This is a genomic window from Crystallibacter permensis, from assembly GCF_025960875.1.
In the GTDB taxonomy this organism is placed as follows: domain Bacteria; phylum Actinomycetota; class Actinomycetes; order Actinomycetales; family Micrococcaceae; genus Crystallibacter; species Crystallibacter permensis.
The window spans coordinates 51,027-63,448 of the sequence record NZ_JAODLR010000001.1; the positions used below are offsets into that span (position 1 = coordinate 51,027).

The 12,422-nt window shown below is 63.1% G+C and carries 10 protein-coding genes; 5 read left to right on the forward strand and 5 right to left on the reverse strand.

Features of this window, described 5'->3' with window-relative positions; genetic code table 11:
- Positions 1-3 precede the first annotated feature (3 nt).
- The 4 genes from B0G38_RS00210 to B0G38_RS00225 are packed head-to-tail and all read right to left on the reverse strand — an operon-like array spanning position 4 to position 4,273.
- On the reverse strand, positions 4-768 hold the full coding sequence (locus tag B0G38_RS00210; protein WP_264667565.1) for an HpcH/HpaI aldolase family protein: 765 nt from the start codon (positions 766-768) through the stop codon (positions 4-6).
- A 57-nt stretch (positions 769-825) separates the two neighbouring features.
- Complete coding sequence (locus B0G38_RS00215) at positions 826-1,803, reverse strand: aldo/keto reductase (RefSeq protein ID WP_264667566.1); 978 nt, start codon at positions 1,801-1,803, stop codon at positions 826-828.
- A 57-nt stretch (positions 1,804-1,860) separates the two neighbouring features.
- On the reverse strand, positions 1,861-2,847 hold the full coding sequence (locus B0G38_RS00220; RefSeq protein WP_264667567.1) for a phosphoglycerate dehydrogenase: 987 nt from the start codon (positions 2,845-2,847) through the stop codon (positions 1,861-1,863).
- Positions 2,848-2,857: 10 nt separating this feature from the next.
- Positions 2,858-4,273: an Nramp family divalent metal transporter gene (locus B0G38_RS00225; protein ID WP_264667568.1), complete on the reverse strand. Its 1,416-nt coding sequence runs from the start codon at positions 4,271-4,273 to the stop codon at positions 2,858-2,860.
- 199 nt (positions 4,274-4,472) lie between these two features.
- Here B0G38_RS00225 and B0G38_RS00230 point away from each other — a divergent pair, with 199 nt between their 5' ends.
- The 3 genes from B0G38_RS00230 to B0G38_RS00240 are packed head-to-tail and all read left to right on the forward strand — an operon-like array spanning position 4,473 to position 7,508.
- Positions 4,473-5,693, forward strand: a complete 1,221-nt coding sequence (locus B0G38_RS00230) for a four-carbon acid sugar kinase family protein (RefSeq protein ID WP_264667569.1) — start codon at positions 4,473-4,475, stop codon at positions 5,691-5,693.
- Positions 5,690-6,682: a 4-hydroxythreonine-4-phosphate dehydrogenase PdxA gene (gene pdxA, locus B0G38_RS00235; RefSeq protein ID WP_264667570.1), complete on the forward strand. Its 993-nt coding sequence runs from the start codon at positions 5,690-5,692 to the stop codon at positions 6,680-6,682. Before B0G38_RS00230 ends, pdxA begins: the two co-directional genes overlap by 4 nt.
- Before the next feature lie 37 nt (positions 6,683-6,719).
- Positions 6,720-7,508 carry a DeoR/GlpR family DNA-binding transcription regulator gene (locus B0G38_RS00240; protein ID WP_264667571.1) on the forward strand — a complete coding sequence of 263 codons (789 nt, stop codon included), beginning with the start codon at positions 6,720-6,722 and terminating at the stop codon, positions 7,506-7,508.
- A gap of 129 nt (positions 7,509-7,637) precedes the next feature.
- Here the strand turns inward: B0G38_RS00240 and B0G38_RS00245 are convergent, their stop codons facing one another.
- Positions 7,638-9,164, reverse strand: a complete 1,527-nt coding sequence (locus B0G38_RS00245; protein ID WP_264667572.1) for a helix-turn-helix transcriptional regulator — start codon at positions 9,162-9,164, stop codon at positions 7,638-7,640.
- A gap of 131 nt (positions 9,165-9,295) precedes the next feature.
- Here B0G38_RS00245 and aceA point away from each other — a divergent pair, with 131 nt between their 5' ends.
- Both aceA and aceB read left to right on the forward strand, forming a co-directional pair.
- Positions 9,296-10,612, forward strand: a complete 1,317-nt coding sequence (gene aceA / locus B0G38_RS00250; protein WP_264667573.1) for an isocitrate lyase — start codon at positions 9,296-9,298, stop codon at positions 10,610-10,612.
- 97 nt (positions 10,613-10,709) lie between these two features.
- On the forward strand, positions 10,710-12,344 hold the full coding sequence (gene aceB, locus B0G38_RS00255; RefSeq protein ID WP_264667574.1) for a malate synthase A: 1,635 nt from the start codon (positions 10,710-10,712) through the stop codon (positions 12,342-12,344).
- Positions 12,345-12,422 lie beyond the last annotated feature (78 nt).

The following is a 12,422-nucleotide window of genomic DNA, read 5'->3' on the forward strand; positions in this document are numbered from 1 at the left end:
CCATTACCGGACAGCTGCCAGATGGTCTCGCGCTGCTTGCTCCAGGTGTGTCAGATCTGAGGCGATCGAGACAAAGGTGAAGCCCTGCTCGATGCGCTGGCGAGCCACAGCACCGCTGGGTGTGTGGATGGCTGCAATCCGCCCCGCCGCCTTGGCAGCAGCCAGCACCCGTTTGACGGCGGCGTTGAAGTCCTCCGCGACGTCAGGGTCGTTTGGTCGCTTGCCTCCGACAGCAAGGGAGAGATCCGAGGGACCGATGTAAACGCCGTCGACGCCTTCAACCGCGCAAATGCTTTCAACATTGTCCAGCCCCTCAGCGGTCTCGATCATCACGAGCAGGATCACGGAGCCATCGGAATCTGCGGGTGTAGGACCGACCCGCAGTCCTGAGCGCATGGGACCGTAGGACCGCATGCCGGTACCCGGGTATCGAGTGGCTTGGACTGCTGCTTCGGCCTCAGCAGAATTGTTGACCAATGGGACGATTACGCCACGGGCACCGGCGTCCAGCGCCTGCCCGATGACCGCCGCATTGTTTGCCTCCACCCGGACGATGCCGGCCGGACCGTGAGCTGCGTCGATGGCCATGAGGTTGGCTAAGATTCCCGAGTAGCCCATCAGCCCATGCTGGCCGTCGAGTGCGATGTAGTCGTAGCCGGTCATGGCCACACGCTCGTTAGAGATCGGTGAGTCAAGCACGGACCAGTAGCCGACCGTCACCTTTCCCTGCTTGGCCTGGGCGATGACATCTGCGGCTGGGTGATTCACTGTGTACTCCGGCTTTCGTGTGGGTGGGAAGGTATGAGGGGGACGTATGTGAATTGGCTATCTGTTGTAGGCCGGCATCGGCCCGCGCAACTGAGCGCCAACCTCATCGCAGGCCTTGATGATGTCCTGAGCCAAGGGCCCGCGGTGAAGGATGTCTATGTTGGACTGCAACTGGTGCGGTTTCGATCCCCCGAGCAGAACTGAGCCTGTGGTCGGCTTGGATAACAACCAGCGCAGGGAAAGCTCTACAAGGGAGATACCGGCACCATCAGCGATGGCAGACAGCTCCGAGATGGCATCGAAGAGCCGACGGTCCCAGTAGCGTTCCTTGTACATTTCGGCCAGTCGGGAGCCTTCGAATCGCCCGCCCTCAGGCGCGGCATCAAACTGATGCTTGCCAGTGAGCAGACCGCCGCCGAGCGGATTGTAGACCATGGTGTGCAGCTCCGTGACCTGGGCGAACTCGGCGTACTCCTCCTCGATGCGACGGGCTAAGAGGTTATAGAGTTGCTGGGCGACGACCGGCCGGGAGAGCCCGGCCCGGTCCGCGGCAACGTTCACGTCGGCGATTTGCCAAGCCGCGAAGTTCGATACTCCCAGGACATCAAACTTTCCTTCGGCGGCGAGCGCGGCCAGCGTCTCCATCGTCTCGTCGAGGCTCGTGCTTCTGTCCGGTTGGTGGAGATAGAAGATCTCTACATGCTCCGTCCGCAATCGACGCAGGCTGCCCTCCAGTGATCGGCGCAGCCCTTGTCGCGACAGTGGGGCATGTCCGTCAGCATCCACATGCGGCATACCTGCCTTCGTGGCAAGCACAACGTCGTCGCGGCGCCCGCTCAACAGCCTTCCGAGGATTTCTTCCGTTTGCGCGCCTGCGTAGACGTTGGCCGTGTCGACAGCGGTGATTCCCGCCTCAAGCGCGGACTCGAGCATGATTGCAGATCCCTGTTCGTCCAACGTGTCGCCGAACGTCATGGTCCCAAGCACCATGGTGGAAAGCGGTTTTTCCAGTCCCGGCAGTTGTCTGGTCTTCATTGTTCTCCTCATGAAATGGGCTCGGGGCGCTACCCCGGGCACGTATGTTCGGTTGAATCAGGCAATGCCGTTGACGGGTTCCTCGCCGCGGAGGACGCGGGCGATATCTGCCACCACCATGGCACCCATGGTGGCGTTCGCCTTATCCGTGAAAGCGCCGATATGCGGCGTGAGGATGACATTTGGCAGCAGCGCCAAGGGACTACCCGCTTGCAGAGGCTCGGTCGCGAAGGCGTCTAGCGCCGCGCCGGCCAGATGCCCGTCGTCCAGCAGACCAGCCAAATGGTCTTCGTCCACTAGTCCGCCGCGGGCGGCGTTGATCAGGAAAGCTCCCCTTCTCATTGCATCCAGCCGTGCCGCATCCAACAGGGGCCTATCCCCCGCCGAACCGGGCAGATGCAGGCTGAGGAAGTCGGAGTTGGAAATGCATTCATCGAGACTGGCCCGCTGTACGCCCTGGTTGGCGAACGCTTCGTCCTGCAGATACGGGTCATAGGCGATGATGTTCATGCCGAATGCGCTGGCCCGGCGGGCCACGGCCTGTCCGATGCGGCCGAAGCCCAGCAGGCCGAGCGTCCGGCCTCCCAGTTCAACGCCGTGGAAGCGGTCCCAACGTCCCGCCAGCATGGTGATGTGGGCCTGAACCAATTGCCGGGCCAAGGCCAGCATCAGGCCGATCGTGAGGTCCGCGACCGCGTCCGAATTCGAACCCGGCGCGTTTATCACGCGGACCCCGGCTGTACGGGCAGCCTCACAGTCGATGTTGTCCACGCCGACGCCGTGCTTAGCCACCACCCGGAGCTGCGGATTGGCGGTGAAGACTTCCGGCCCCACCTCGTCCAATCCGACGACGGCCGCACGACTTCCAGCAAGGGCGGCTGCCAGCCGCTCGCTGGAAAGCGGGTGGTTTCCCGTCATTGCCTGGTGGCTCAAGCCCAGCCGCTCCAACTCGTCCCACGGCAGGGACGACTGTTGTCCGAAGCTCGGGGTAGTGATCAGCACATCGCTGAATGGCACTATCGGTGTATCCGTTGGATCTCCCATAGTCGACACATTAACCAATGCTGACACCGAAGACCTCAAGCGCAGAGTAGATGCCGATCAGGCCGATGGCTGTACTGCTGACCGCAAGCAAAACTGTCCAGACCGGGCTGGGCCGGTAGCGGCGGTCAACTTGACGACGCAGCACCCAAACGGCAATCACCACGGCAACGAGGAAACCTGCGGAGGCCATGCCGCCAATGACAACCATGATGACCGGAGACTTGATGACCAGAAATGTCGAGGCCCAAATGATGGGCATAACAATGGTGAGCGTCGAAATGATGCGTCGGCGTTTGCGCACGTCCGTCCAGTCAAAAAAGCCCAGGATTGCAAGGGTGTTAGTCCACAGTCGCGGTACCGACGCAGTGGAAGCGATCAGTGTCGAGTACAGGACCCCGAATGCGCCGACCAGGAAGATCCAGTGGCCCCATGGACCCATCGTGTCCGTGTACATCCGGGACAGGGTGAGGATCATGTCGTTTCCCTTGGGAACCAGCCCCTGCGGGTGCAGTACTGAAGCGCCGATCATGTAGAAAGACAGCGTGCACAACGTACAGATAATCCAGGACGCCAGCACGTCCAGGCGCATTACTTTGATCCAGCCCTCCGCACGCTTGGCGCGTTCTTCGGTGCCGTCATCAGGTCCGGTCCAGCGGGCGTACCCCTTCTCCAAACACCAGTACGTATAAGTGGTCATTTCGTCTGACCCCACACCAGTCAGGCCAAACATGGCAACGGCGAAGCCGATCGCCCCTGCCGGGAGGGATAACGTCAAGCCTGACATGACGTCGGAGCCGCTGTAGGCGAAATCAGTGAGAGGCAGGCCGACAGCGAGAGCCACGGTGATGAGAGTGAAGACCACCACGGCAACGAAAGCGGCCCGCTCAACCACGCTGTACTTCCCGCTCACAAGCAGCGTGATCACAGACGCCATCACAATGACGGTCCAGAACGTCAGCGACGGCATTTCCAGCGGGTCACTCATGACTGGGAACATGATGGACATGGCCGCGACCGCGCCGCCGATGATTCCGCCGCGCTGCAGAATCTTGGCGAAGTCCATCAGGATCCACAGGAAGTTGATCCAACTGCCACGGCGCGTGCGCGGTTTGACCTGGCTGTAACCTTCCAGAGCGGTCTTGCCGCTCAAAATGGCCCACTGTGCGAGTTCCATCTGCACCCAGACCTTGATGGCCGTGGAGATGATTACCAGCCACAACAGAACGAAGCCGGCCTGCGCGCCCAGTGCGGTGGTGGTGATGAGTTCGCCGGAACCGACGACGGCGGCGGATAGCACCATGCCGGGTCCGAGATACCGGAAGCGGCCTCGGAAAGTAACCGGCGGTGCTTGCACGTCTTCGGGGCGCAGCGCATATGGGTCGGCGGGCAATGCGCCCGTTTCCGCCCGGGTGGGTGTTGCAGTCATTTCAGTCTCCCTTGACTCAAAAAATCGTAGTCGCTCTGTGCCCACCGAACTCAAAGCTTCTCGTCGGTACACCACAACGCGGCGTGGGATGGCATTCTTGTTGCGTGAATCACGCTATGTCACTTGCGCGAAATCCGCAACTAGAATAGCGTGATTCACGCAAGCATTCATCGCGAACTGATAACCGAAGGAGGCCACGATGCTGCCGACTGCCATTGCCGACGATCTTTCGGGGGCGACGGAAATCGCGGCGGCTTGGGCCGACGTTCCCGACACTGGAGCTGGCCAAGCTTGGGCGCCGTCACGCCCTACGGTCGCCGTGTCCTTAGGGGCACACGCGCCCTCTGCTCACACTTCGGGACCCCACGTTCTTGATTCAAACAACCGCTCCAAAAGGCCCGAATCGGCTGCAGCGGCGATGTCTGCGCTACTAAGCAAGTGGTCCGCCGACGGCGGGGCGCCCTTGTTCCTCAAATTCGACTCGCTGCTCCGAGGAAATCTCGCCCACGAATTGCGCGTTGCGCGCAATTTTGCTCCCGTGGTTTTCTGTCCGGCTGTGCCAAGCAACCGTCGCACAGTCGTGGACGGGGTGCTGTTCATCGGCGACCAGCCCCTGCACAGTACTTCCTTGTGGCAGGCAGAACCAGCTGCACCGGCAGCCACCGTAGCGGGACAGTTCGCGGGCGTAAAGACTGCACGACTGAGCCTCGCCTCGCTCCGTGCAGCAGATCGTGCCGATCGTCTGGAAAGGGCGGCTGCGGACGACAATGTAGTCATCTGCGATGCCGAGAATGATTCCGATCTCGCCCTGCTTGCCGAGGCCGCCGGGGAAGGACGCTTCATCCTCGCCGGTGCAGCGGGTCTGGGACTTGCTTGGGTACATCAGCAGGTTCCTCCCGAGGACCGCCACAGTGACCATCACGGAGATGAACTGCCCGTGTTCCTCGGCCCGGCAAGGAACACTCTCTTCATCCTCGGCAGCGCCAGCGAAGTAGTTCGACGCCAAGCGCTTCGTCTAGAGGAGGCGGAGGTCGCCGTGGTACGTGTTGGACCTGGTGACGTATCGGGTCTGCGTCTGCCAAGGGGCTGCACTGCTGCCGTGGTTCTCGAGGGCACCTTCGAGCCCGATCACTCAGTGCGTCTGGAGCGGGACCTAGCCGAGCTAGCCGCCCGCGAAGGTGCCGGCCGGCATCTTGTGCTCAGCGGCGGAGCAACTGCCCGAGCCGCACTGGACGAACTGCGCGTCACCGAGCTCGTTCCACTCGTCCAGGCACATCCGGGCGCCGTGGTCAGTCTTGCCTCCGACGGTCGGCTCATTGCCACCCGTCCTGGCTCCTATGGGTCCGACGACAGTCTCACCCGCATTCTCCAAACCATCAATGCACTGCAAAACGTGCATTTCAGGAAGGGCGTTTCATGAGCATCCCGTATATAGCCGTCACAATGGGTGACGGTGCCGGCATCGGCCCCGAAGTTACGGTTGCCTCTGCGGTAGATCCCGACATTCTCGCCGTGTGCCGCCCTATCGTCATCGGAGATGCGACCCGCCTGCAGACAGCCGCCACAACTATTGGCTCCGACGCCCAGATTCAGGCGATCGGCGACATAAGCGAAGCCGTCTTCGAGGGGCGCCGCATCAACGTGATCGATTTGGGGCTCCTGCCGAGAGACCTTCCGTGGGGAATGCTCTCCCCAGTAGCCGGCGACGCGGCGTACCAGTACATCAAGGTAGCCGCAGAGCTCGCCATGACAGGGCAGGTGCAGGCAATCTGTACCGCACCCTTAAACAAGGAGGCCCTGCACGCCGGCGGCCACCTCTATCCCGGGCACACCGAAATGCTGGCCACTCTCACGGGAACCGACGAGGTCTCCATGATGCTGTCCACACCCAAACTGAAGGTCATCCATGTGACAACTCACATCGGCCTACTTGACGCGGTGGCGCGCATCGAGCCCGGACTGGTCCAGCGAACCATCCAGCGCGGCTACGAGGCCCTACAGAGGGCCGGCGTCGAGAGCCCTCGGATCGGTGTATGCGCTATCAACCCGCACGCCGGCGAAAATGGGCTCTTTGGCAACGACGAGGAAGCACTCAAAATTACTCCTGGTATCGAGGCAGCCCGCGAGCAAGGAATTGACGCGGTCGGCCCTCTGCCGGCAGACACTCTATTCTTCCTGGCCGGGCGAGGCGACTATGACCTCGTAGTAGCCATGTACCACGACCAGGGACACGGCCCGGTCAAGGTGCTGGGGATCGAGGCGGGAGTCAACATCACGGTGGGACTACCTGTCATCCGGACGTCGGTAGATCACGGCACGGCCTTCGATATCGCCGGAAAGAACATCGCCGACTCCCGTAGCATGGTGGAGGCGCTTCGGCAGGCAGCGGAGATGGCCACCCGGCACTAGGGGGCAGGCAAATCAGGAAATCCGATGAGGGGCAGGAATGACACGATCGGCACGTGCCAGGCGGGAGGCCATCTATGACTTGGCAGTCACGACAGGCCTGGCGTCGGTAGAGGACCTCTCCGCCAGGTTCGGTGTCACCGCGTCGACGATCCGTCGCGACCTTGCCGTACTCAAGGACGACGGGCGCCTAGCCCGCACCTATGGCGGGGCTATGCCCGTCGAAGCGCACCCCGAGGCTTCGCTGCGTCAGCGCGTTGGCCTGGCATACGAGCAAAAACAGGCGCTTGCCCGATGGGCCGCCCAAGAGATCCAGCGCGGCGAGAACATACTGCTGGACGGCGGATCCACGGTCGCTGCGCTCGCGCACCAGCTGAAAACCGTGGCAGATCTGGACGTTTCCACCGTCGGTTTGAACACAATTCACGAGCTCGCTGGGGCCACCGGCGTCCGAGTGCGCTGCTTGGGTGGATTACTCCGCGAGGCCAGCCAGACGTTCGTGGGGCCGCTGACCGAGGCAGCGCTTGAACGAATGACATTCGACAGAGTATTCCTTGGAGCTGACGCGGTCACCGCCGAGGATGGAATCTGTGAGGCCGACGCTATCCAGACTCGTCTTAAGGAGCTCATGGCCCGCCGCGCTGAGCGAGTCTACCTGCTGGCCGATTCCTCGAAGCTCGGCCAGCGGCCATTCCACGCCTGGGTGCGGCTTCCCGGTCCGTGGACTCTGGTGACTGATGACGGAGCCAGCGCCATTGAAGTCGAGAAGTTCCGTAACGCCGGAGCCGTGGTGGAGGTTGTTGCCACTTCTCCTCGACCGCCTTCGTAAAGCCCTTCTACACAAAATCTGCCCGACAACATAGTTTGCCGGGCTGTCATAGTAGGTCCGCTCCGGGGAGTTCAAGCACACCTCACATTCCCGTCCGGGCAGGAATATCGTCGTCCCCATCGAGGGGAATCAGTCTTCCGGCGAGTGCTGGGCGAGGAAGGAATACACTTCGGTCTCGTCCACGCCGGGAAACGCTCCCTGGGGCATGGCTGCCAGCAGGTGGGTCTGGGCGCGGGCGCTCGGCCAGGCGTGGCCGGCCCACTGGTCCAGCAGCGACTTCGGTGGGCGGCGGCAACACTGCTCGTCCGGGCACGTGGAGGTGGAGCGCTCCGTGGTGTCCCGGCCGCGGAACCACTTCACATGCACATAGGGCACGCCGATGCTCAGCGAGAACTTGCCGGCCGCGGACCGCTCGGTGCGGGCGGTACACCAGAACGTTCCCACAGAGGTGTCCGTGTACTGGTTGTAGGCACTGAACTGGTCCGCCACCTCGAACACCGCGCGCGAGGTCCAGTAGCGGCAGATGCTTTGCCCCTCGATCGCGCCGATGTGATCCGACGGGAAGTTCACGCCGTCGTTCTCATAAGCCTTGTGGATGATGCCGCTCTCATGGACCTTCTGGAAATGGACGGAAATGCCCAGGTGCTCGGTGGCGAGGTTGGTGAAGCGGTGCGCGGCGGTTTCATATGAAACGGCGAAGGCATCGCGGATGTCCTCCACGGCCAGTTCCTTGGCGTTCTTGGCCTGCTGCAGAAAGTCCACCGTGGCCTTCTCCGGCATCATCAGCGACGCCGCAAAATAGTTGGTCGCGACGCGCTGCCGGAGAAATTCCGCATAACTTTCCGGCGTCTCGTGGCCCAGCACGTAGTGCCCCAAGGCCTGCAAGAGGATGGAACGGGTGCTGTGCTCGGAGCGCTGCGACTGCGTGAGGTAAATCCGCATGTTCTTCAAATCCGTCACAGAACGGGTGGAATGCGGGAGGTCGGACACGTCGTGCAGGCTGAAACCGAGGTGGGCCGCAATGTCTGCGACGAGGTGGTGGGACAGCGGGCCGGTGGTGTGCCCCACGGCCTTGAGCACGCGCTCGGCTTCCTGCTCGATCTCCGGAAAGTAGTTGTTCTGCTCGCGCATTTTCTTCCGCAGCTCCGCGTTGGCGCGGCGGGCTTCCTCCGGGGTGGCGAGCTGTTCGTTGAGCCGTCGCTCCAGCTCGCTTTGCAGGCCCAGGAGCGACTCGAGCACGTCCATGGGAAGCCTTGAACCGATGCGCACTTTGGGCAGGCCGAGCGATTGGTAGAGCGGCCCGCGCTGGGCGCGTTCCAGCTCGATTTCCAGGGCGGCTCGGCGGCTGGGCGGCTCCGTGCCGAGCAACTGGTCCATCCCGACGCCGAGGGCCGCGGCTAGCGACTGCAGCATGCCGAGCTTGGGCTCGCGTTTGCCGTTTTCGATCAGCGACAGCTGCGACGGCGCCGTGCCGACCGACTCACCGAGCTCGTCCAGGGTCAACCCGAGGTTCTTGCGCAGATGGCGCACCCGGCGGCCCAGGCTGATCATGTCCAGATCGTCCGGACCGGCGGCAGTGGGCGTAGCGGTCTTGCTCTTTGCGGGGCGATTCCAGCTTGCGGAGGTCATTTCTTGAGGATACGCGAAGAAACGCAAATCTTTCCACCATTTTGGTCTAGATAACCCCTTGCAAGGTACGGAATAGTCGTTTTCACGAAGAAGTTCGGCATTCAAGCCGTAACTGAAGTCACCCGGCAGGGACGTCGGGGAAACCAAGGAGAAGCGCAATGACAGCATCATTTGAGCCCACACCGCAGACCGCTGAAGAAGCAGCGAAGGCACTGGAGCTCGAGTGGGCCGCCAATCCCCGCTGGGAGGGCATCACTCGTGACTACACCGCAGCGGATGTCGTCCGCCTCCGTGGCCGTGTGCAGGAAGAGCACACGCTGGCCAAGCGCGGTTCCGAGAAGCTGTGGAATCAACTGACCGAGGAAGCCAAGACCGGACAGTACACCAACGCCCTGGGCGCCCTGACCGGCAACCAGGCTGTGCAGCAGGTCAAGGCCGGCCTCCGCGCCATCTACCTTTCCGGCTGGCAGGTCGCCGCCGACGCCAACCTTTCCGGCCACACCTACCCGGACCAGAGCCTGTACCCGGCGAACTCGGTGCCGCAGGTGGTCCGCCGCATCAACAACGCGCTGCTGCGTGCCGACCAGATCGAGTACTCCGAGGGCATCCAGAGTGTTGAGGATTGGTTGGTTCCGATCGTGGCCGATGCCGAGGCCGGCTTCGGCGGCCCGCTGAACGCCTACGAGCTGATGAAGTCCATGATTTCCTCCGGCGCCTCCGGCGTGCACTGGGAAGACCAGCTCGCCTCGGAGAAGAAGTGCGGACACCTGGGCGGCAAGGTCCTCATCCCCACCGCGCAGCACATCCGCACGCTGAACGCGGCCCGCCTGGCCGCCGACGTCGCCGGCACTCCGAGCGTCATCATCGCCCGGACGGACGCCGAAGCGGCCACGCTGATCACCGCGGACGTGGACGAGCGGGACCGCGAGTTCATCACCGGCGAGCGCACCCCGGAGGGCTTCTACAAGGTTCGCAACGGCATTGAGCCCTGCATCGCCCGGGCCAAGGCCTACGCCCCGTACTCCGACCTCATCTGGATGGAGACCGGGACGCCGGATCTGGAGCTGGCCCGTAAGTTCGCCGAATCCGTCAAGGCGGAGTTCCCGGACCAGATGCTCTCCTACAACTGCTCCCCGTCCTTCAACTGGAAGAAGCACCTGGATGACGCCACCATCGCGAAGTTCCAGCGCGAACTCGGTGCCATGGGCTTCACCTTCCAGTTCATCACGCTTGCCGGCTTCCACGCCCTGAACTACTCGATGTTCGATCTGGCCCACGGTTACGCCCGTGACGGCATGAGCGCCTACGTCGAGCTGCAGGAAAAGGAATTCGGCGCAGAAGACCGCGGCTACACCGCAACCAAGCACCAGCGCGAAGTAGGCACCGGCTACTTCGACCAGATCGCAACTGCCCTCAACCCCAATGGCAGCACCCTGGCTTTGGTGGGTTCCACCGAAGAAGGCCAGTTCCACTAAACAGTTTTCCCATCGACGAAGCAGCTGATGCCCCTTTCGAGGGCCGAACAGGGCATCAGCTGCCCACTCGATGGACATATTCCGAGGAGTAAGTGCCATGAACGATCCGATCACCCTGAACGGCATCACGCTGACCGCTACGCCCGTGCGGCGCCAGGAGGAAATCCTGTCCCCGCAGGCACTGGACTTCGTTGCCCGCCTGCACAAGGCCACCGCCGGCCGCCGCGAGGAACTGCTGCAGCTGCGCAAGGACCGCCGGCGTTGCATCGCCAAGGGCCACGACCCGAAGTTCCTGCCCGGAACCCGGAGCATCCGCGAGGACGAGTCCTGGCAGGTTGCCTCGCCCGCACCGGGGCTGGAGGACCGCCGGGTGGAAATCACCGGGCCGGTGGAGAAGAAGATGACCATCAACGCCCTCAACTCCGGCGCGAAGGTCTGGCTCGCGGACATGGAAGATTCCTCCACCCCGTCCTGGTCCAACGTCATCAACGGGCAGCTGAACCTCACCGATGTGCTGGACAGGAAGATCGACTTCACCTCCCCGGAGGGCAAGGAGTACAAGGTCCACGGCACGCGCCTGACCGACCTGCCCACCATTGTGGTGCGGCCGCGCGGCTGGCACCTGCCGGAGAAGCACATGCTGGTCGGCGGCGAGCCGGTTGCCGGCGGGATCGTGGACTTCGGCCTCTACTTCTTCCACAACGCCCAGCGGCTGATCGCCCAGGGCCGCGGACCCTACTTCTACCTGCCGAAGATCGAGAACCACCTCGAGGCACGGCTGTGGAACGACATCTTCATCCTGGCCCAGGACATGCTGGACATCCCGCAGGGCACCATCCGCGCCACCGTCCTGATCGAAACCATCACGGCCGCGTTCGAGATGGAGGAGATCCTCTACGAACTGCGCGAGCACGCTTCGGGCCTGAACGCCGGCCGCTGGGACTACATCTTCTCGGTGATCAAGAACTTCCGCACCCGCGGCGCCCGGTACGTGATGCCGGACCGTACGCAGGTGACCATGACCGCTCCGTTCATGCGCTCCTACACCGAGCAGCTGGTGCGGGCCTGCCACCGCCGCGGTGCAATGGCTATCGGCGGCATGGCGGCCTTCATCCCGAACCGCCGCGACCCGGAAGCCAACTCCATCGCGATGGAGAAGGTCCGCGCGGACAAGACCCGCGAAGCCAACGACGGTTTCGACGGCTCCTGGGTGGCGCACCCGGACCTGGTGCCGGTGGCCCGCGACGTGTTCGACTCCGTGCTCGGCGGACGGCCCAACCAGATCGAGCGCCGGCGCGAGGACGTCACGCCCGATGACCGCGGCCTGCTGAACATCGCCGGCACGGAGGGAAAGATCACCGAGCGCGGCATCCGCACCAACATCGAGGTAGGCATCCGCTACATCGAGTCCTGGCTGCGGGGCAACGGCGCGGTGGCCATCCACAACCTGATGGAGGACGCCGCCACCGCGGAAATCTCCCGCTCACAGATCTGGCAGTGGATCCGCCAGTCCGCCATCACCGATGAAGGCGAGATCATCAGCCTGGACTGGGTGCAGCGGCTGCTGGACGAAGAATTCGCCAAGCTGCCGCGCTTCGAAGACGACCTCTTCGACGACGCACGCGAGATCTTCGAGGAAGTGGCCCTCGGCGAAGAGTTCCCCGCCTTCCTCACCGTCCCGGCCTACGAGCGCTACCTGCACGAAAAGCGCGAAGAGCTCGTCGCCGCCTAAACCGTCCGGCGGCCGGGGAGGACCATCGGCCAGCAACTGCCCTCCCCGCCGCCGGCCTGAACTTTCCGCAGAGCCGTC